This window comes from Stenotrophomonas forensis (genome assembly GCF_028752115.1).
GTDB lineage: Bacteria > Pseudomonadota > Gammaproteobacteria > Xanthomonadales > Xanthomonadaceae > Stenotrophomonas > Stenotrophomonas forensis.
The window spans coordinates 3,084,676-3,106,546 of sequence record NZ_CP082270.1; the positions used below are offsets into that span (position 1 = coordinate 3,084,676).

12 protein-coding genes are annotated in these 21,871 nt (G+C 64.9%); 3 read left to right on the top strand and 9 right to left on the bottom strand.

Annotated features, from left to right (window positions below; translation table 11 throughout):
- The first annotated feature begins 69 nt into the window (after nucleotides 1-69).
- Complete coding sequence (locus K5L94_RS14380) at nucleotides 70-615, top strand: thioesterase family protein (protein ID WP_274510724.1); 546 nt, start codon at nucleotides 70-72, stop codon at nucleotides 613-615.
- 6 nt (nucleotides 616-621) lie between these two features.
- Here the strand turns inward: K5L94_RS14380 and K5L94_RS14385 are convergent, their stop codons facing one another.
- Nucleotides 622-1,755 carry an agmatine deiminase family protein gene (locus K5L94_RS14385; protein ID WP_274510725.1) on the bottom strand — a complete coding sequence of 378 codons (1,134 nt, stop codon included), beginning with the start codon at nucleotides 1,753-1,755 and terminating at the stop codon, nucleotides 622-624.
- Between the two features lie 105 nt (nucleotides 1,756-1,860).
- Between K5L94_RS14385 and K5L94_RS14390 the strand changes: the two genes are divergently transcribed.
- Nucleotides 1,861-2,730: a LysR family transcriptional regulator gene (locus K5L94_RS14390; protein ID WP_164086317.1), complete on the top strand. Its 870-nt coding sequence runs from the start codon at nucleotides 1,861-1,863 to the stop codon at nucleotides 2,728-2,730.
- Here K5L94_RS14390 and K5L94_RS14395 read toward each other — a convergent pair.
- Nucleotides 2,678-3,487 (bottom strand): SGNH/GDSL hydrolase family protein, encoded by an 810-nt coding sequence (locus K5L94_RS14395; RefSeq protein ID WP_274510726.1) that lies wholly within the window; start codon nucleotides 3,485-3,487, stop codon nucleotides 2,678-2,680. The two genes, K5L94_RS14390 and K5L94_RS14395, sit on opposite strands and share 53 nt — an antisense overlap.
- 49 nt (nucleotides 3,488-3,536) lie before the next feature.
- Entirely contained in the window at nucleotides 3,537-4,502 is a 966-nt protein-coding gene (locus tag K5L94_RS14400) for a DUF2268 domain-containing putative Zn-dependent protease (RefSeq protein WP_274510727.1), read from the bottom strand.
- 138 nt (nucleotides 4,503-4,640) lie between these two features.
- On the opposite strand from K5L94_RS14400, the gene K5L94_RS14405 reads away from it, so the two are divergent.
- Nucleotides 4,641-5,624, top strand: coding sequence for a hypothetical protein (locus tag K5L94_RS14405; protein WP_274510728.1), 984 nt, complete (start codon nucleotides 4,641-4,643; stop codon nucleotides 5,622-5,624).
- 13 nt (nucleotides 5,625-5,637) lie between these two features.
- Here K5L94_RS14405 and K5L94_RS14410 read toward each other — a convergent pair whose 3' ends face one another.
- From K5L94_RS14410 to K5L94_RS14435, 6 genes are all read right to left on the bottom strand, one after another.
- The gene (locus K5L94_RS14410) at nucleotides 5,638-5,958 is read right to left on the bottom strand and encodes a hypothetical protein (protein WP_053450199.1); all 321 of its coding nucleotides are present in this window, start codon (nucleotides 5,956-5,958) and stop codon (nucleotides 5,638-5,640) included.
- A 217-nt stretch (nucleotides 5,959-6,175) separates the two neighbouring features.
- Nucleotides 6,176-14,818, bottom strand: coding sequence for a putative Ig domain-containing protein (locus K5L94_RS14415; protein WP_274510729.1), 8,643 nt, complete (start codon nucleotides 14,816-14,818; stop codon nucleotides 6,176-6,178).
- A complete protein-coding gene (locus K5L94_RS14420) occupies nucleotides 14,811-15,644 on the bottom strand; it encodes a hypothetical protein (RefSeq protein WP_274510730.1) in 834 nt (277 codons plus the stop codon). The genes K5L94_RS14415 and K5L94_RS14420 overlap by 8 nt, the downstream gene beginning before the upstream one ends.
- Nucleotides 15,634-17,055: an HlyD family type I secretion periplasmic adaptor subunit gene (locus tag K5L94_RS14425; RefSeq protein ID WP_337999985.1), complete on the bottom strand. Its 1,422-nt coding sequence runs from the start codon at nucleotides 17,053-17,055 to the stop codon at nucleotides 15,634-15,636. Before K5L94_RS14425 ends, K5L94_RS14420 begins: the two co-directional genes overlap by 11 nt.
- Nucleotides 17,052-19,214 (bottom strand): type I secretion system permease/ATPase, encoded by a 2,163-nt coding sequence (locus tag K5L94_RS14430; RefSeq protein ID WP_274510732.1) that lies wholly within the window; start codon nucleotides 19,212-19,214, stop codon nucleotides 17,052-17,054. The genes K5L94_RS14425 and K5L94_RS14430 overlap by 4 nt, the downstream gene beginning before the upstream one ends.
- A 167-nt stretch (nucleotides 19,215-19,381) precedes the next feature.
- Nucleotides 19,382-21,844: a S9 family peptidase gene (locus tag K5L94_RS14435; RefSeq protein WP_274510733.1), complete on the bottom strand. Its 2,463-nt coding sequence runs from the start codon at nucleotides 21,842-21,844 to the stop codon at nucleotides 19,382-19,384.
- Between the last annotated feature and the right edge of the window lie 27 nt (nucleotides 21,845-21,871).

Consider the following 21,871-nt stretch of genomic DNA (forward strand, 5'->3'; position numbering starts at 1 on the left):
GGCAGGCTCCTTGCTAAGACAGTCGTCATAGATTAGCGTACCGGCCGTTCTATAACAGTCGTCATAGCCATGAATCTCTGGTTCCGCCTGCTCCACCTGCTGCTGTGCAGCCTGTTCCGGCCGAAGCTGGACGCCCCGTTCGGGGTCTCGCGGCTGCAGTTCCGGGTGCTGCCCAACGACCTGGACAGCAACCTGCACATGACCAATGGCCGCTACTGGAACATCTTCGACCTGGGCCGACTGGACCTGATCCTGCGCATGGGCCTGGGCCGGGTGGCACTGCGCGAGAAATGGGCGCCGATCGTCGGCGCCGGCACCATCCAGTTCCGCCGCGAGCTGAAGCCGTTCCAGCGCTTCACCCTGGAAACCCGGCTGGTCGGCTGGGTAGGCTCACGCGGCATCATGGAGCAGCGCGTGCTGATCGGCGCCGAACAGAAGATCGCCACCCGCGCACTGCTGGTCACCGGCATCTACGACCGCCGCGCGCGCCAGTTCCTCGGCATGCCGAAGATGATGGAAGCGATCGGTGTGGTCGCCCCGCCGTCGCCGCCACTGAGTGCGGCCGCCGAGGCGCTGCTGGCCGCCGATGCCGCGTTGAAGCACGACGACGCCTGAGGCCCGTCACTCCACCTTCGGCATGTTCTTGGTCACGCAATGGATGCCGCCGCCGCCACCGGCAATCGCATCGATGTCCACCTGTTCGATCACGCGGCCCGGATACAGGTCTTCCAGCAGCGCACGGCAGTAGCCGTCGGCGGCATCATCACCGAACTGCGGCGCGACCACCGCACCATTGATCGGCAGGTAGTTGATGTAGCCCATCGCCAGGTCATCGTTGTCGCGGGTATGCACGTTGTCGCGCCCGTCCAGCGGCGGCGGCAGCGTATGCACCTGCAAGCGGCGGCCATCGGCATCGCTGGCCCCGCGCAGGATCTGCAGGTGCTCGCGGGTCAGGTCGTAGTCGTAGGACTCCGGATCGTTGTCGAGGTTGGCGATCACCACGCCGGGACGCACGAAGCGCGCGTAGAAGTCCACGTGTGCATCGGTGATGTCCTCGCCGGCGATACCGGGCAGCCAGATGATCTTGCGCAGGCCGAGGTGGTGCTTCAGCTCGGCCTCGATATCTGCGCGCGACCAGTCCGGATTGCGGTTGCGGTTCACCCAGCAGCTCTCGGTGAGGATGGCGGTGCCATGGCCATCGACTTCGATGCCACCGCCCTCGCCCACCAGGTCACTTTCCAGCAGCGTTGCGCCGGTCACCTGCGCCAGCCAGGGTGCCACCGCGCCATCGTTGCGCGCGCTCTGCTTGCCACCCCAGCCGTTGAAGTTGAAGTCGACCAGGCCCAACCCGCCCCGGCCGTTGGTGACGAAGCAGCCGCCGTAGTCGCGCACCCAGATGTCATCCAGCGGCACCTCGAGGAACTCGATGTTGTCGCGGCCGCAGCGATCCTGCGCCTGCTTCAATTGCGCCGGGCGGCACAGCACGCTGACCGGCTGGTGGCGGGCGATGGTGCGCGCCAGCCGCGCCACGGCAGTGTTCACCGCATCGGCCTGCGCGCCCCATACCCGCGGCTGCGCGGCGAAGGCCAGGAACACCCGCTCCTGCGGGCCGTGCTCGTCCGGCATGCGCCAGATGCCTGCGCCCGGACCTGCCGCTGCCACGCGACCCGGCAGGCCGGCCAGACCCAGGGCGGCCAGGCCGCCAAGACCGGCGGCGCCCGCCAGCTGGGTGAGGAAGTGACGACGGTTGCTCATGACAGTCTCCAGGGCCGGTGTGGGATGGACGCCATGCTGCGCTTGCCGATCCATAAGAACAAACGATAGATTCAGCCATCATCTGAACAGTTCTGCTTATCTGAAATGCTCAAGCACTGGCCACCCCTGAACGCCCTGCGGGGCTTCGAAGCCGCCGCCCGGCTCGGCAGCTTCCATCGCGCCGCCGAGGAACTGCACCTGAGCCAATCGGCCATCAGCCAGCAGATCCGCGGCTTGGAAGACGCCCTGCAGCAACCGTTGTTCTTCCGCCAAGGTCGCAGCGTCACCCTTACCGACGCCGGCCTTGATCTGCTGGAAACCACCCAGTCCCTGCTGCGCCAGCTGGCCAGCGGCATCCGCCGGCTCGATCAATACCGCAAACCCAATCAATTGATCGTCAACACCAGCCCGGCCTTTGCCCGCCATTGGCTGGTGCCGCGCCTGGCGGAGTTCCATCGCCTGAATCCCGGCGCCGACCTCTGGCTGCTGACCAGCGAGGAAGCACCCGATATGACCACGCAGACGCTGGACGTGGCGGTGCGTGATGACCTCGACTCACAGGCGCAGTGCCAGCATCGGGTGCTGCTGCAGGACCGCCTCTATCCGGCCTGCCATCCGGCCCTGCTCGCCACGCCCGTGCAGCAGCGCCTGACCCTGCATGGCGAGCGCGAAATGGACTGGAGCCAGTGGCAGGTACAGGGCGGCGCGGACGTGGGCCAGCGCCGCGAGGGCATGAATTTCTCCGAGCCCGGGCAGCTGCTGGATGCTGCGTGCCAGGGGCTGGGCATCGCGCTGGTCAGCGAGCTGCTGGCCGCGCGCGCCTGCGAGCAGGGACTGCTGCAACCGCTGGATGATGCACGCGTGCGCGGCCCACGCTGGAGCTGGCTGGTGCATGAGGACAGCGCCGCAGATCCGCTGGTGATCAGTTTCGGTGAGTGGTTGCTAGCGAGTCTGCCTGATCCAGCGCGCGCTTGATCGCCGCCTCGGCCAACGGCGCCATCACTTCATAGCCCTTCGCGGTGGGGTGCACGCCGTCGTCGGCCAGCTGCGGGTCGAGGCCACCAGCGGCATTGGCCATCGGCGTGTGGTAGTCCAGATACACCAGCTGCTTCGCATCGGCATAGCGCTTCAAGGCAGCATTCAACGCACGCACCTTGGGCGCAGGTGCCGTGCCCGGCAACCAGGGGTAGTCGCTGACCGGCAGCACCGAAGCCAGCACCACGCGGATGCCATGCACTTGCGCCAGATCCACCATCGCGTGCAGGTTGTCTTCGATCATCGCCTGCGTGGACGGGCCGGTGTTGCCGGCAATGTCATTGGCACCGGCCAGGATCACCACCACCTGCGGCTTCAGCGCCAGCACATCCTGCGGGAAACGCAGCAGCATCTGCGCCGTGGTCTGGCCACTGATGCCACGGTTGAGCCAGCCCCTGCCGGGAAAGAACGAGGCGCTGCCTTCCCTGCCCCAACCTTCGGTAATCGAATCACCGAAGAACACCACGCGTGGTTGACCGGGCACCGCCGCAGGCAGCTGTGCGTTGGCGTCGCGATAGCGCTGCAGCTGCGGCCAGTCGGCCAGTTGCTGCTGCATGAAACGCACTTCGTCCGGACGCAGCTGTTCAACAGGCTTGACCAGCAACGGATTGACCGCCGCCTGTTCGGCCGCCTCCAGTGGCGTGCTCAGCGCCATGACAACGGTGATTGCACCGGCAAGCAGCACGGATCCACGCATGCGGATTCTCCAGATGACCAGAACCGCAGTCTAGCGCTGTGCACAAGGCTCAGCGCGCAACCGCACCCGCCGCCACGCCGGTCACCTTCGCCGGCATCCACATGCCCGGCGTCCAGCCGCTGGCGGCCAGGATGGTCTTCGGGTTGTCCTGCTGGATCAGCGCACGCACCGCGTCACGCTTGTCCCTGGCCTGCAGGTAATAGGCCTTGGCAATGCGGTAACCGACCCAGTAGCCCAGGTCGTAGGGCTCCTGCGAACCGGGCGTGTAGTTGTACAGCCACGGCGAAAGGTCGGTGCTGTCGAGGTCGAGTGCGAACGCGCTTTCGATATGCACTTCGCGGCCGCGTGTCCACGCGGCATGGCGGCCATTGCCCACGTTGCCGGAAATCAGTTCGGTGATGAACTCGGCGATGCCCTCACCCAGCGACACGCGCAGTACCGTCGCATGCGGATCGCCCGGCTCGAAGTCGGTCAGCCCGGTCTGCTGGATGTGCACGTACTCATGCGCGATCACGTGAACGAAGCGGTCCTGCACATTGGGATTCATGAAATCCGCCGCACACAGCGCTTCCAGGCCGATGATCACCCCACTCTTCGAGGTCAGCCCGACCGGCCGGCCACGGCCCACCGCGATGGTCACCGGCGGGAACCGGGACTGCGGGTAGATCGCCCGCAGGTTGGCGAACACGTGCGTCAGACGCTGCTTCACCATCGGCAGCTCGGCCAGGCAGTTTCGTCCCTGGGCGTACAGCTCGGGCTGGGCGACCATGGCTTCGGCAATCCGTTCGGGAGTGACCCGCCGCGCCTTGGCCAACTCCGCCAGGCCCACCGAGCCCTCGGCCATGTATCCACGCAGCTGTGCAACGCTGGGCTTGCCGCCGGCAGTGTCGTACAGCGCGTAGAAGCGGGTGACATCCTCGGTGAGGATCTGCGGCGCGGCCGGCTCCGCCGCCATGGCCATGCCAACCGCCCCGGTACAGGCCAGGGCCAACAGGCCGCGCAGGATCATGAACATCGCTCCGTCCTTGGTGGAGTGCATGCGAAGCGCGCAATCTACCACTCTGCCCGACCCGCCGCAGCAGGCGGATGCGGCCGCTCCGGCGCTGTGCCAGACTCGCTTCGGCACCTGCCACGGATGATGGAGCACCGCACGATGATGATCGTCCCCGCGTACTGGGCCGAAGCCCGCCTGCAGGCCCGTTTCCGCGGCCGGCCGGTGGTCGTGCGCCGCTTCGGCTGGTCCGACGAAGGCCCGGCCGAGGCCCAGGGGCACGCCGACCGTCGTGCCAATGAAGCCCTCAACGCCATCCTTGCCGGGCAGGCACTGCCGCGTCGCGAGGTGCGCAGCAACTACGGTGTGGAAGGTGTTCCGATCCGCGAGCAGATCGTGCGGCGCGACGGCGATGTCATCATCACCCGCAACAGCTACGGTGCGCTGTGCCTGAACACCCCGGACGTGCTGTTCGCCGACATCGACCACGCGCCGCCCCCGGCAGGTTGCGTGATGCCCGCCCTCATCGCGGCGGTGCTGCTGTTTGCCGGCGCCATCATCGGCACCCTGCTCTGGCACTGGCTGGTGGGACTGGTGCTGGGCGTGGCGGCAGTGGTGCTGGTGAATACCGCGCTGCTGATGCAACGCAGGCGCCGCCTGGCAGCGGCCGGTGGCGCCGAGGGTGTGGCCCTGCAGCGGGTCGCGACCTTCAGCGAGCAGCATCCGGATTGGCACCTGCGCGCCTACCGGACGCCGGCCGGACTGCGCGTGCTGGCCATGCACGCCACGTTCCCACCCGAGGACGAACAGCTGCAGGCGTTCTTCAAGGCACTGGGCGCCGACACCCTGTACGCGCGCATGTGCCGGTTGCAGCATTGCTTCCGTGCACGGCTGACACCCAAACCCTGGCGCGTCGGCCTGAAGCACCGCATCCGTCCGCCGGTGGCCGCGTGGTCAGCCGAGCAGGCCAACAACCCGGACCGCCTGGCCTGGATTGCCGAATACGAGAAGAAGAGTTCCGGCTTCGCGGCCTGCGCCTATCTGCGCAGCTTTGGTGACACCACGCGTACCCACGCCAAGGCCGAACACGTGCGCGACCTGCATGATCGCCTGTCGCACGCGCTGGACCGGCTGCCGCTGGCGTGAGCGCGGCAGACGCTCAGTCAGCGCCCTGCACGAACGGCTGCCCTGCCAGGGTAGTGCCCAGCCGCACCGCGACCTGCTGATCGCCCTTTTCGAAGGTCGTGACGCACTCTTTTCCGCCCTTCTGGCATCCGACTTCCGGAAAGCCTTCCAGCGATTCCGGCGCGCCCTGCATCGGCTGGGCCTGCCAGCCGGCCGCATCGAGCAGGCGCTTGGCCTTGGCGTAAGGCATGCCGGCGATGATCCCCAGCTGGGCCAGCTCGGCAGGCAGGGCCTGGGCGTGTATCGCAGGCGCCTGCGCCACCATCAGTAATGCAGCAAGAACCACAACCTTCATCGGTGCGCCCTACAACTTACGCTGGAACTACAGGGTAGCCCAGTGGCGGCCGCTGTCGGTGCCCGGATCACCCTTTGTTACCCAATCCAGGCAGGCTGTTACCTGGTGTTACCGTTCGGCCAATGCCCCGCCGGCCGAAGCTCATCGACTCAACCCGCCCGCAACGGCCCCTGCTGCCGGAACCGTTGCGGGCATGCCACCTCATGCGCAGGCCGGATCAGCCCGGCACAAGTGTGGCGCGCGCCTCCTGACGGTGCAGTGCACCCGCCCACAGGGATGGGTCGACATCGGCCAGCTGCACAGGTACATCGCCAACGAGCCCGGTGGCAGCACCTGCCCGGAACGCGCCCATGGCCCCTACCAGATGCTGCAGCTCGGCCTCCAGCGACATTCCCTCCGGCGCAGGCGCAGCGTCAGACGTCATGCTGGTGCGAAGTGCCGTCATCGGTGTCAACTGACTGGCAATCTGATCGGCGGTGATGGCGTAGCCACCATCGCCAGGCTGCACGAAAGCGATGGCGTACTGCCCACCCTGGAAATGACGAAGCACACGCATCTGCTGCCCGGCGCTGCCATCCACCCTGACGACCAGATCATCGCCGTCACGGTGATAACTCAGGCGGCTGCGATCAATGCCATCGAAGTACAACCAGTCGGTACCACCGCCGGTGTTGTCCACCGTATCGGCGCCCGATCCGGCCCGGTAGAAATAGGTGTCGTTGCCCACTCCGCCGATGAGCATGTCATCGCCATCTTCGCCCACCAGCTGGTCATCGCCGGCGCCACCGATCAGGATGTCCTTGCCTGATCCGCTGAAGCTGCCGTTGCCACCGGACAGGTAATCATTGCCATCGCCGCCTTCCAGCTTGTCATCGCCCCCCATTCCGAACAACTTGTCGTCGCCGGCAAGGCCCTTGATCAGGTCACGCCCGCTGGTACCGACCAACTGCTCGGCGTTCGCCGTACCGTTGATCTTGGACGGGTAGTCGGCATCGTTTCCGGCGCCCGGCGTACCTCCGCCGTCACCGCCGCCGTTGCTGACCAGCGCATTGATGGCCGCGGTGTTGAGCGCATTGCCGGTGGCAGCCTGCAGGTAGTCGAGCGCCCAGTCACCGCCGAGGAAGTGATTGGTCACCGTGACGCGCTGGTTGGCGTTTCCGTTCACAACGATCACCAGATTGTCACCTTCGCGGGTGAAAGCAAGCTGTCCGGTGGTAATGCCGTTCTGGAAGAACAGCCAGTCGACGCCGCCCCCCGTATTGTCGATCACATCGTTTCCGCCGCCATGGATGTACTGGTCATCGCCACTGCCACCCACAAGCACGTTGTTGCCGTCCTGGCCGCGCAGGGTATCGTTGCCTGCCCCGCCCTCGAGCCGGTCGTTGCCGGAGCCCGCAGCGCTGCCGTTGCCGCCTGCAAGCTGATCATTGCCATCGCCTCCGCGCAGCGTGTCGTCGCCTGCCATGCCGAACAGCGTGTCATCGCCCCCCAGTCCCTCGATCAGGTCCTTGCCGGCAGTGCCCACCAACTGCTCTCCCGCCGAGGTGCCGGTGATGGTCTTGTCGAATCCGCCCCCACTGCCGCCACTCACCAGCTGATTGATCTGGGCCGCGCTGAGTGAACTGCCTCCGTCAGGCTGAACCTGATCGATGGCCCAGTCCCCGCCGAGGAAGTGATTGCGCACGCGCACCGCCGGCGTGGCTGCCTGGTCGATCCGGATCAACAGGTCATCCCCCTCGCGGGAGAAGCTCAGCCGCTCCCGGGTGACGCCGTTCTGGAAGAACACCGTATCGTTGCCGCCACCGGTATTGTCGACCACATCGCTGCCCGAGTTCGCATCGACCAGATAGGCGTCATTGCCAGCTCCGCCCAGCAGGGTATCGTTGCCGCCCCCACCACTGAGCGTGTCGTTGCCGCCTCCTCCGTTGAGCGTGTTGCTGCCGCTGTTGCCCGCCAGGTAGTTGCCCAGCGCGTTGCCGGTCCCGTTGATGTCAGCACTTCCGGTCAGGAACAGGTTCTCCAGATCCGCCGACAGCGTGTAGGAAGCCGAAGACTGCACCTGGTCAGTGCCACCGCCGGCAAGCTCGATGATCGTGTCCGCCGTATTGTCCACGATGTAGATGTCATTGCCTGCGCCACCACTCATCTGATCAGCACCGCTGCCGCCGTCAAGATAGTCCGCACCATTGTCACCGCGCAGGACATCGTCACCGCTGCCGCCCCATAGCTGGTCATCGCCATCACCACCGACAAGGGTGTCGTTGCCGTCCATGCCGCTCAGCTTGTTTGCCGCAGCGTTGCCATTGATGACATTGTCCAACGCGTTGCCGTTGCCGGACACAATGCCGTTGGCCAGGATCAGGTTCTCGACATTGTCGGCCAGGATCAGGTTCGTCTCGAAGCGGCGCTCGATGGTATCCAGGCCGCCGCCTTCGTCCTCGAACACGCGATCCTGGGCCGACTCGATGATGTACAGATCATCGCCCAGGCCACCGTACAGACGATCAGCACCCAGGCCGCCTTCGAGCCGATTGTTGCCATCATTGCCATACAGCTCGTTGTCCAGGCTGTTGCCAACCCCGCTCAGGTTGCCGGAGCCGGTCAGCACCAGGTTCTCCAGATGGTCGCCCAGCTGCCAGTCCAGCGCCGACTCCACGGTATCGATGCCTTCGCCGGCCACCTCGATGACAACGTCGCCGGCACTGTCGACCACGTAGGTATCATCGCCGCCACCGCCGACCAGGCGATCTTCCCCGGCGGCGCCATCAAGCCTGTTGTCGCCCTGATTGCCGATCAACGTATTGTTGCCCTGGTTGCCGGTCCCCTCATACGCACCGTCCAGCAGCTCGAGCCGCTCGACATTCTCGCCCAGCACGTAGCGATGGCTGCCACTGCGAACAGTGTCGTCACCGCCGCCGGCCAGTTCGATCACCTGCTGGCTCGGGTCGCTCACCACATAGATATCGTCGCCCTCACCGCCATACAGGCGATCACCGGCACCTGCACCACTCAATACATCATTGCCCGCGCCGCCATGCAGATCATCGCGGAACTGGGTGCCGGCAAGTACATCCGCGCCGTCGGTACCCCGCAGCACGTTGCGTACATTCACCGTCAGCCAGGCCGTGGTGCGCTGCCCCCAGCTGTCGGCGGCGATGATGTCCAGCGAAAGATCCGCACCGCCATTGGGCGGTGTGCCCGTAAGCTCGCCGGTGAGCGGATCGATGACCAGCCAGGCTGGCGCGTTCTCACTCAGCGAATAGGTCAGCGTGTCCTGTGCCTCATCCTGGAACATGCCCGAGGGAATCTTCGCCGAGAAGGCGGTCTCACCGATGGCCTCGAACTCGACGAACGGGATCAGCGTGACCGGAGGCTTATTGGTGTACGGCAGCTGGTGCAGATCGCCGCGGCGCACGGTGCCGTCGGCGAACAGGAAGTGGTCGATCACCCCACGCACCACCAGCCTGTCGCCCTCCTCATACCAGTAGCTGCTGACCGTAAGCTGATCATTCGGATCGCTGCCGACCTGCACGATCAGGTCCAGACCGCTGCGACTGAAGGTGACGTGGTCCGGGTCGATCCCTGCGCCAAACACCACACGGTCGCGGCCGGCGCCGGCCCAGGAATCCACCGTATCGCGACCATCGCCTATTCCGTAGTGGAAATCGTCGTCGCCATAACCGCCCCTGAGCACGTCATCGCCGGTACCGCCATGCAGGTCCGCACCGCCCTGGCCTGCGATCAGCAGATCATTGCCCTCTTCACCGTACAGGTAGTCCCGGCTGGCCTTGTAGACCGTGTTCGGCTCACGATCGCCGCCTTTGAGAGTATCGTTGCCTCCGCCACCGCGGATCTCGTTGCTGAACCCGTTTCCGGTCAGGACGTTGTCACCGGCATCGCCGCGCAGATTCGCATGGAACGCGCCACCGTTGATGGTGCCCGCGCCGCGTCCATCAGGCACCAGGTTGTTGCCCAGCTCCAGGTTCTCGATATTTGCGAAATTGGCGACATCGAACCACTGGTTCTGTGGCGCGCCATCCTCGATGGCGTCAATCACCACGGTATCGTTGCCCTCGCCGGCCAGCTCCACCACCGTATCGTTGGCACTGATGATGTAGCGATCATCGCCCATCCCACCGTACAGGTGGTTGGCACCCATCGACGTGCGGCCGTTGAGCGTGTTGTTGCCCGCATTGCCCCAACCTGCCCAATCGCCACTGCCAACCAGCTCGAGGTTCTCGATGTTGACCAGATTGGCGATCGAATAGGACAGGCTGGCACGCACCGTATCAATGGAGAAGCGGTTGTCAGAGCCCCAGTCACCTTCGATGATCACATCGCCAAGGCTGTCGACCACATAGGTTTCGTTGGCCTCGGTTCCGATCAGCGTGTCATTGCCGGCACCACCGTCAAGCACGTAATAACGTCCACTATGGCTGCCCATGTACGACGGCTTGCCGAACTGGATGATGTTGTCCAGATCATTGCCGACCAAGCTGCGGGGAATGTGCACGATCCAACCGGGATAGGACGGATTCTGCCAATGCCAAGTACTGCTGTTGAACACGCCCACCAGATTCTCGACATTGGCCGTCAAGGTGTACGAGAAGGACTCGGCAAAGACGGTGTCCACGCCTTCACCTTCCAGTTCAATGACCGTGTCCGGGGAGCTGCCGTACTGGTAGCCGGTGCTGATGTAGTAGCGATCATTGCCTGCGCCACCGCGCAGGATATCGGGACTACCGTCGCCGAACTCGTTGGCATACAGCATGTCGTCACCGGCGCCGCCATCAAGCACGTCCGCGCCGCCATCGCCGTAGATCACATCGTTGCCGTCGCCACCGAACAGCTGATCGTCGCCTTCGCCGCCGAAGATTCGATCATTGCCCCCCTGGCCATGGACGATATCGTTGCCGGCACCGGCACGCAGGTTGTTGCCTTCATCGGTCGCCGTGTATGTATCGTCACCGTCGGTACCGTTCCAGCTGCGCGCCGTCTCGACGAAGTCCTCGGCGCTCATCCACGTGCCATCGTCGAATTCGATGATGTGGCTGCGATTGCTCCCGGCAAGGAATCCATCCAGGCTCAGTGACTGGAACCCCGCGCCGGTGAAGAAGGCGAGCATCAGGTCATCGCCGGAGATCTGGACGTTGTTGATCATCGCCCGAGTCAGCCCAGGGCCGATTCGGATGATGTCCGTGCCCGCCTCGGCGCTGCCCAGATTGATGATGCGGTCGTAGCCATGACCGAAGTCGTAGTGATAGATGTCGTTGCCGGCGCCGCCGTCGAGCACGTCATGGCCAAAACCACCGATCAGCAGGTCATCGCCGCCGCCCCCGAACAGCCGGTCGTTGCCCTCCAGGCCCATCAGCGTATCGTTGCCGTCGGCGCCATACAGACTGTCATCGCCGCTGGTGCCCAGCATGCTGTCATCACCGCCGGTACCGAAGACAAGCGACGGCAGCTCCAGTTGTTCCTCCAGGCGGCCGCGATCGGTGACGTCGGTGCCGCCCACTGCGATCCCGCCCGCTCCGGTGGATGCAAAGTAGTTGTGCACCACCACCGTATCAGCGCCGTTGATGTGGCGGATGATCAGATCCAGCCCGTACGCCTCGTAGTGCAGGTCGGCCTGGTTGATGCTTGAACCGAAGGTGATGCGATCACTACCCGGATTGCCCTCCTGCAGGTAGACATGATCGATACCAAACCCCGCTTCGAAGTGGTACTGGTTGTTGCCGGTGCCACCGTAGAGCACGTCATTGCCGGTGCCGCCATCCAGGATGTCGTCGCCGGCGCCGCCGGACAGCAGGTCATTGCCTGCGCCACCGCGCAGCGTATCGTTGCCTCCCGGGCCATTGTCTTCATCACCGTACAATCTGTCATCGCCGGCTCCGCCATTGAGCTCGTCGTGCCCGCCCTGCCCGAACAGCACGTCGTTGCCAGCTCCGCCGTCGAGATAGTCATTGCCAGCCGCACCGGAACTGCCGGCACCGCCATCGCCGGCCAGGACGTCATCACCGGCGCCGCCATACAGGCTGTCGTTGCCATCCTCACCAAACAGACGATCAGCGCCGTTGCCGCCGTTCAGGGAATCATTGCCGGCGCCACCCTGCAGCTCGTCGTCGCCATCGCCGCCGTCGAGCGTGTCGCGCCCATCGCCGCCCATCAACATGTCGTTGCCCGCACCGCCGGCAAGCACATCGTCGCCCGCTTCACCGCGCAGGGTGTCGGCGCCCTCGCCACCGGACAGTGTGTCCTTGCCAGTCCCACCCCACAGTTCGTCGTCGCCCTCGCCACCCATGAGCGTGTCATCGCCTTCGCCGCCGATCAGCACATCCTTGCCGGCGCCACCATCGAGATGATCATTGCCATCGCCACCTTCCAGATGATCGGCGCCCTCGCCTCCCAGCAGAACATCATTGCCATCCTGCCCGAACAGCCGGTCGGCGCCATTGCCGCCGTCAAGGGTGTCGTCACCGTCTTCGCCCTGCAGCTCATCGTCACCGTCTTCGCCCATCAGGCGATCATTGCCGGTACCGCCAACCAGAAGATCGTTGCCAATGCCGCCGGACAGCAGATCATCGCCAGCCTGGCCGGACAGCTGGTCATTGCCGGCGCCACCCCGCAGGATGTCGTTGCCGCCGCCAACGATTCCGGATTGCGGGTAGTAGTCACCCCAGATCAGATCATCACCGTCTCCACCGTCGATCAGGTCATTTCCACCTTCCCCCCACATCTCGTCGTTGCCGGCACCGCCGTCGATGCTGTCGTTGCCATCACCGCCGGCCACCTGGTCGTTGCCGGCCCCGGCCAGGATCACATCGTGGCCGCCTTCTCCACTGATCGCATCGTCACCATCTCCCCCATCGAGGTAATCCGCTGCACTGCTGCCACCGAGCTGGTCGTTGCCGTCTTCGCCAAACAGGCTCACACCGCTGGTGTAGGTGATGCCGGAGCCGCCCTCCGTGGTGATCCTTCCCTGGCCCAGCGCGATGCCATCCGGCTCGGTGGCGCTGCTGTAGACCAGGGTGTAGGTATCATTGTCCAGGCGCCGGAATCTGAACGTCCAGCCTGGCGCCACCGAGGCGCCACTGAAATCGAACATGCCCGACAGGCCATAGTCGAAGCCGATGGCCAGGCTGCCATCATCGCGGCGTCCCAGCCTCTGCATCGCGCTCCAGCTGAAGAAGGCCTCCACGTCGCGCCAGATGCCGGATTCGGTAATCGGTACACGTGAATTCGTGCGCACATCAAAGCCGAAGTTCCACTGTGCGTTGAGGACATCATTGCCCTCTCCGCCATGCGCGATCGTCCCCGATCCCAGGCCGGAGATGAAGTCGTGGCCGACGCCGCCGGTGATGATGTCGGCGCCACCGCGACCGTTGATGATGTCACTGCCTTCACCACCGTCCAGGGTGTCACCACTGCCGAACGCGGTTCCCCAGATCATGTCGCGGCCATTGCCACCGGACAGGTTGACCGCAGCGCTGGGCACGCTGTTCACGAAGGGATTGAGGAAATCAGCCAGCCCGGTGCCTCCCGTGCCTCCCTGGCCGGGCTTGAACTCGGGCAGCGTGATGCCCAGGTGGCCCTGGCTCCAGCCGTCGACCATCACGCTGCCGGTGTCGGTGCCACTGCGGATGATCAGCTTCGAACCGTTGGCGACCGAGTGGCTGACCTTGATCTGGCCATCGGCGCTCTCCCAGGTGGTGGCTGACGTCGCGATGAGTCCGTTGGCCCAGGCGCCGTTGCCGTTGATGATCACGGTACCGTTGCCGTCGGTATCGACGATCGTATCCAGATCGCCGGCCAGGCCAGTACCAATGGTGTAGGTGTCAAAACCCAGACCGCCGTGCAACTGGTCGCTGCCGGTACCGCCGTCGAGCGTATCGTTGCCCGCGCCACCGAACAGTGCGTCATTGCCGGCGCCGCCGTTCAGGGTATCGTTGCCGGTACCGCCGTCGATCACATCGTTGCCGGCCAGGCCAGAGAGCACGTCTGCGCCATCCTGGCCGAAGAGGACGTCGGCCTCATCGGTACCGTCGATGGCATCACCCTGCAGCGAGCCATAGGCGGTCAGTCCGCTCCCTTGCTTGACCGACAGCTTCAGCACCTCGGGCAGGGCATTGAGGAATTCGCGGATCTGGTCCTTGTTGAACTCCCCGTCCTGGGCATCCAGCATCAGCGCGCCGGTGAAGAACAGGAAGGGATCCAAGGGGCGGGCAACCCATCCGGAGCCGTCCTCCAGCATTTCGGTGCTCAACCGCGCCAGCCATGCCGAGTACACATCCTCGTTCGCCCCCAGGCGCAGGAACCATGTGCCGGCGCCCTGCGGATCGTGCTCTGCGTTCTTGACCACCTCGACCAGCAGTTCGATGCCGGCCTTGGTGTCCCATGGCAGACGACCGTTGCTGTCGAGCATCGAGTCCCAGATGGCGGCACGCTCCTGTTCGTCCAGCAGCTTGAACGGCGTATTCAACGTCCAGGAATCGACCGGCAGATTGAGCTCGGTGAAGATGCGATTGTGGAAGGTCCATGCTTCGTCGGCGGTAATCTCACGGACAACATCACCGGCCGCATTGGCGATCTGGTCAAGCATATCCAGGAGACCCCGGGCCATGCCCGCGCGCACGGCCTGGATTTTTGCATCGTCTACCGGAACTCCATGATCTTTTGCGGTTTCCTCCAGAAACTCCAGTGCGGTCAGACCGGAGAACATGTTGCCCACGGCCACGCCACTGGCCAGCCGGGCATAGCGATGCCCGAATCCGGCGATGAACTGATACACCTCCTCGATCTTGCCGCTGTCGAGCATCGCCCGCGCCATTGCACGCTGTTCGGCGGTCATCGTTTCAACCATGTTCAATCTCCTTCACGTTCCGGTGTGTAGGGCAATGGGACCTGATGCGTTTCAGATAGGCCTGGACATCCGACTCGATCTTCCGCCAATGCGGCAACAGGTTCTGACGATAAACAACGGTGGTGCGTACGTTCAGCAGCCCAGGCTGCTCAAGCGAGGCCTCGCACAGTGGCGTCCACTGCGGAGGTGCGTATTGCGGCCCGGTCATGCAGCGGATCAGGACGGTGGGTGCGCGTGCCGGGTCCAGGCTGTCGGTATAGGTGACCCTGTTCCAGTTGAAGCTCCGGCTCTCCGGCAACGCCGGTATGGCCATCTCCAGTCCAAGGGCGGCGTCACGACCGAACTCGAATGTGACCTCGGCGGGCAGTCTTTGATGGTGGAGGCGGTACAGTCCCCAGTCACGAATCTGCCGCAGCGTGATGTTCTCGCCCTCGCCTGCCTGGTTCAGGCCGATGTCAATCCAGTTCGAATCGCCGTTCCCCGCAGAGTGATGCCGGTCGTAGTCCTCCCGGGTCTGTGCGTTGCGCGGCACCATCTCCGGCCAACGCAGCTGGATGGAAACGCTGCGCAACGGTGCCCCGCAGCTTGACGAGGGGTCGGCGCGCGCGTCCCGGTCCTGCTCCCATATCCACACATCCTCTCTGGGCACCTCCAGCGCGACTCCACCAATGCGTCCCTGCAGCCGTGCGGCCTCTGGCTCTTTCCTGTCGGACCCGCACCCCACCAGCATCGCCGACATCGACAAGCACAGCAGCAGGCCGAACCGCAGCCGGCACACGCTTGCCAGCCACCTGCCAGCCACTGCAGGATCGCGCTCAGCGTTCACGCAGCGATTCCTGCGCGTGCTGCTGAAGAGGGCTGAGCAGATAGTCGATGACCCGCCGCCGCCCCGTCTTGATTTCTGCGGACAGGCTCATGCCAGCACTCATCCTCACTTTGACGCCGCCTATATCCAGCTCGGAACTGTCCAGGCGGATGCGTGCAGGAAACACCAGGCCCAGTTGCTCATCCTGTGCCGCATCATGGGAGACGCTCACGACGGTACCGGTGAGATAGCCGTAACGTGTGTAGGGGAAACTGTCGATCTTGATGGTGACCGCCTGGCCCGGCCGTACGAAGCCGATATCCTTGTTGAGCAGCGTTGCCTCCACTTCCATGCCATCACCACTGGGCACCACCACCAACAGCGGCTGTGCCGGCGTCACCACCCCGCCCACGGTGTGTACGGTCAGCTGCTGCACCGTTCCGTCCACTGGCGCGCGCAACGTCATCTGACGGTTGCGCTGACCGGTCTTGGCCACTTCCGGCCCCATCTGCCCGATCTGCTCCTGGGCCTTGCGCAGTTCATCAAGGGCCTGTTGCCGGGTATCGGTGACCAGCACGCGCAGTTCTTCCCGTGCCGCCAGCAGTGCCGAGCGCAGCTCCTGCACCCGATTGCGCTGCGTGGCCAGGTCCCGCTCGGCGGCGATGCGTTCCTGTTCGCGCAGCAGATAGTCATGCCGCCCTACGTAGTTGCCCTCCACCAGGCGCGCATAGTCCGCCGCACGGGTGCGTGCGATCTGCGCCGAATCGCTCAGCGGCTGGATCAGGCCCTCGGTGGTGTGAAGCTCTGCCTGGCGCTGTTGGATGCCGGCCTGCAAGCCATTGCGCCGGGCCTGGAATGCGTCGAACTGGCTGCGCACGAGCACCTGTTCGTCCGCCAGCCGCTGCGCAGGCAGCCTGCTGTCCAGAGGCAGCTGCGGCACGTTGCCCGTGTCGAAGGCCACCAGCAATGCATCAAGCCTCAGCGCCGCCAACCGTGCATTGGTCAGCGCTTCGTCAGCCTGGGCGAGCTCCGCCCCGGTGCCCGCCCCCTCCAGCTCGATCAGCAGTTCACCCGCTTTCACCGCCTGCCCGTCGCGCACCAGTATGCGACGCACCACCGCAGTCTCGGCCGGCTGTACCACCTTGGTCCGTGAGTTGACGACAGTCTTGCCCGGAGCCACCGCTACGATGTCCAGCTGGCCAATGCATGCCCATAACAGCGCCACGCAGAACAGCGCGATGATGATCCGCATGCTCCAGCGTGACGTTGGCGAAATGGGGGTCTCGATCAACTCCAGGTGGGCGGGCAGGAAGTCACGCTCATCTGCCGTTCGCTGTGGCGCCTCCATCTGCGCCCGTGCCTTCCAGGCTGCACCGGCCACGCGCCCATATCGTCGCAGGAAATCGCCTGCAGCCTGCAACCGATGCTTCATGCCGCACCCGCCTGCAGCCGATGCAGGCGCACATAGAAGCCCTCCGGCCGGCGCATCAGTTCCTCATGTGCACCAACCTCGACGATCCGCCCCTTCTCTACTACCACGATGCGGTTGGCGTGGCGCACCGTAGACAGCCGGTGCGCGATGATCAGTACAGTGCGGCCCTTGCATATCGCACGCATGTTCGACATCACGGCGTGCTCGGACTCGTAGTCCAGGGCGCTGGTGGCCTCGTCAAATATCAGGATGCGCGGATCGGTGATCAGCGCCCGGGCGATAGCGATGCGCTGGCGCTGTCCACCGGAAAGCCCCGTGCCATGCTCACCCACCTTGGTGTCATAGCCCTCGGGCAACTCGATGATGAACTCGTGCGCGCCGGCAAGCGTGGCGGCCTGGATTACTCGTTCCAGCGGCATGCCAGGCTCGCCCAGCGCGATGTTCTCGCGCACCGAGCGGTTGAACAGGAAATTCTCCTGCAGGACCACGCCGAGTTGTCGCCGCAACCATGCCGGATCGGCCAACGCCAGATCGTGTCCATCGATCAGCACCCTGCCCTGTTCCGGCGAATACAGGCGCTGCACCAGCTTGGTCAGCGTGCTCTTGCCCGAGCCTGAGCGCCCGACGATACCAACCACTTCGCCGGGCCGGACATCCAGTTCGATATCAGCAAGCACGGCCCCAGCGTCTGGACGATAGCGGAACCCGACGCGTTCGAACGTGATCCGGCCCTGGATCGGAGGCAATGCCATCCGGCTTCCCGGCAGCTCAGTGCGCGTATTGAGGATATCGCCCAGTCGTTCGACCGAGATCCCGACCTGCTGGAAGTCCTGCCAAAGCTGAGCCAGGCGGATGATCGGCGCCGCCACCTGGCCGGACAGCATGTTGAAGGCAATCAACTGACCCAGGCTCAACTTGCCTTCGATGACCAGCTTCGCGCCCCAGAACAGGATCGCAACGGCCACCAGCTTCTGCACAAGCTGCACGCTCTGCTGGCCGAGCGTGGCGATGCGGGTGACGTTGAAGCCTGCGCTGACGTATCCCGCCAACTGGCTGTCCCACGTGCGGGTCACCCTCGGGTCCACCGCCATGGCCTTGACCGTTCCGATGCCGCTGACGGTCTCCACCAGAAACGCCTGGTTGTCGGCGCCACGCTGGAACTTGTCATTCAGGCGCCTGCGAAGTACAGGCGTCACCAATGCCGAAATCAGTGCATACACCGGAAGCGAAAGCGCCACGATCAGGGTCAGCCAGCCGCTGTAGTGGAACATCACGGCAAGGAAGACAACCGTGAAGAACAGGTCCAGCACCGAGGTCAACGCCTGCCCGGTGAGGAAACTGCGGATGTTTTCCAGTTCCCGCACGCGGGCGATGGTGTCGCCCACGCGGCGTGACTCGAAGTACGCCAACGGAAGCGCAAGCACATGCCGGAACAGGCGCGCGCCGAGTTCGACATCGATCTTGCTGCTGGTGTGTGAGAAGACGTACGTACGCAGGCCTGACAGCACCACGTCGAACACCGCCATCGAAACCAGGCCGATGGCAATCACATCCAGCGTGGTGAGCCCCCGGTGCACCAGCACCTTGTCCATCACTACCTGGTAGAACAGCGGTGTTACCAGGGCAAACATCTGGATGAAGAACGAGACGATCAGCACTTCGACCAGCAAGCGCCGGTACTTGATGACTGCCGGGATGAACCAGCTGAAATCGAATCTTGCCAGTTCGCCCAGCACCGAGGCGCGCGAGGTCACCTGCAGCAGGCGTCCTGCATAGCGCTGCCCCAGTTCGTCCAGCGTGAGCGTTCGCGGCCGCTTTTCGGCCAGGTCGTGGATGAGCACCTGATCGGCGTCGATCCGCGCAATGATGAAAGGATGCGCGCCCGCCAACGCCAGCGCCGGCAGCGTGACCCTGGAAAGGCGCCGCTGCGGCGTCGCTGAGATCCGGGCCTTGAGGCCCAACCGGCGGGCGGCCAGCAGCAGGGTCGTCTCGTCAAATGCTTCGCCGTTGCGTCCATGCGCATGCGCCAGCTGCTCCGCATCCGCAGCAATGCCATGGAACTGCGCAAGCAGCACCAGCCCCCGCAACGCCAGATCTGGCTGGGCGTGAACCACGCGCTCGCGCGCGACGCCCTGACTGGCTACCGTCCCCTGGTGCATGTCATCCCTGAATGCGTTTTCCCCGGCCCGATCATCGGATGGGCCTCCCGCGGATGTCAAGACTGCGTGATACCCGCCTGATCGACGCTCCCTCTTCGCCGGTTACTCCCCATCCCCGCCACGCGGCAGCCAGCAGCAGGGCCGCCCCGGGGCGGCCCTGCTGCATCTCACTTGGCGTTCTTCACGTAGGTGTCGAACCAGTTCAGCATTTCCGCCACCAGCTGCTCGTTCGATTCCAGCGCGGTGTACCAGTGCGGTTCGTTCGGCAGCATCACCAGGCGGGTGGTACCGCCGTTGCCACGGATCGCCTGGTACAGCTTGCGCGACTGGAACGGTTCGGTACCCGGGTTGGCGTCATCCTCGCCGTGCACCAGCAGCAGCGGCAGCTTGATCTTGTCGGCATAGAAGAACGGCGAGGCCTTCAGGTACACGTCCTGCGCCTGCCATACCGAGCGACGCTCGTTCTGGAAGCCGAACGGGGTGAAGGTCTTGTTGTACGAACCACTGGTGGCCACGCCCGCCTTGAAAAGATTGGTGTGCGCGATCAGGTTGGCGGTCATCAGGCCACCATGGCTGTGACCGGTCACGCCGATGCGGTTGCGGTCAACCACACCCATGTCCACTGCCTTGTCCACCGCCGCCTTGGCGTCGGCTTCCAGCTGCTCCAGGTAGGTGTCATAGGCATTCTTCGGGTCGCCCACGATCGGGAACGAGGCGTTGTCGATGATCGCGTAGCCGGCCAGCAGCATCAGGCGGTACGGCTGCAGGCGGGTGAAGGTCTGCTGCGAACCGGACACCTGGCCAGCCTGCGCGGCGTTGGCGAAGTCGGCCGGATAGGCGTACAGGATCGCCGGCACGCGCTGTCCTTCCTTGTAACCCGGCGGCGTGTACAGGGTGAACGACAGGTCCACGCCATCGGCACGCTTGTAGGTCACCAGCTGCTTCTTGATCTGGCGCACTTCCGGGGTCGGATCGACGAGTTTGGTCAACGCAGTGGCGCTGGAGGCGAACTGCGCCTCGCCGGCCTTCGCATCGGCTACCGCCTCACCCTGCTGGCGGATGAAAGCGTTCGGCGGATCGATCACCGACTGGTGCCAGGTCAGGTAGCGGCCCGGCGTGGCGCTGAAACCGAGGAACTGCTCGTAGGCATCGGCACTGCTGCGGAACAGGCGCTCGCTCTTCAGCGTGCCCAGGTCCAGGCGGTCGAGGAACGGGCGGTCACCCTGCGGTGAAGCACCACGGCCACTGAGGAATACATGGTTGCCTTCACGACGCACGACCGGCGCGCCATTCGGCAGGCGGGTGAAGACCAGGTTCCCGGGGTTGCCGTACAGCTCATCGCTGGACATGTCCCACAGCAGGCGCCCTTCCTTCTTCGGCTGGTCCACGTCGACGATGCGGGTCTGCATCCAGTGGCGGTTCTCGTCGTTCTCGTACTGGAAGGCCACGGCCGGATCGGCGGTCCACGCGAAGCCTTCGAAGCGCTGCGCAGTGCGGGTGATTTCGGTCGGCTTGCCGTTGAACGGGGCCTTCAGCATCAGCACGCGATCACGGTGCGGCACGTTGACCTTCCAGTCGCCCTTGTCCAGCGCTTCGGCATAGACCAGGGTGGCCGGATCGGTGGCGCGCCAGTCGAAACCGCGCGGGCCTTCCGGCACGCCGTGCACCGGCACACGATCGGCCAGCGGCAGGCTGGCGATCGCGGTGGTCTTGCCGCTGGCGATGTCCAGCACCGCCACGTCGTTGGCGAAGCGCTGGTAGGTCACCGCATGCGAATACGGGGCCTTGATCGACTCGGTCAGCACATGCACGCCATCGGGTGCGGCGCTGACCTCGTTGAACAGCGCCGGCTGCCCGACCGGGCGCACGCTGCCAGCCGCAGTATCGACCACCGCCAGCTGCGAGGCGCCGTAGTAGGCGAACAGCTTTTCGTCATGCACGCTGGTCAGCGTGTCGCGCGCTTCATAGGTGCTGCTCTCGCCGCTGCTTCCCAGCGACTCCTGCGCGTCCGGGCCGGTCGGCACGCCGCCATTGGACGGCGCCGGGCCCTGATTGGCCGGCACCAGCTTCACCAGCAGGTTCTGGCTGCCGCCCAGCCACTGCACGGTGTTGCCGAAGATCGGGTTCAGCTGCACGTTCGGCACCTGCTTCACCTGGCCAGTGGCGGCATCACCGACCCACAGCTGCACGTTGGTGTCGACCGCGTTCTGGAAGGCGAAGTGGCTGCCATCGGCGGACCACAGCGCGCCGGTGGCGCAGCCCTGCGGCAGGTTCACCTTGGTTTCCTTGCCGCTGCCGATATCGACCAGGGTGAAGTCGGCCACGCAGGCTGGAATGCCGTAGCCGCCAGGGGTGTCATGGCGGCTGCGGTTCTTCGGCTCCAGGCGCACGCCGGCCAGCTTCAGATAGGGCTGGGCCACGCGGCTGATCGACGGATAGGTCTGCGCGGTGGTCAGCAGCAGGCGCTGGCCACCCGGTGCCACGTTCGGTGCCGGCGGCGGCGGTGCCTTCAGCACCTTGAGCAGGTGTTCCGGCGGCTTCGCGTAGTCGGCAAGCGCCGGGCCAGCGGCCAGCAGGCCGACGGTGGCAACGGCAATGGCCGCCGCCAGAGAGGTTCGACGGATCAGCATCCTTATCCCCTGGGGTGTGAATGGGCG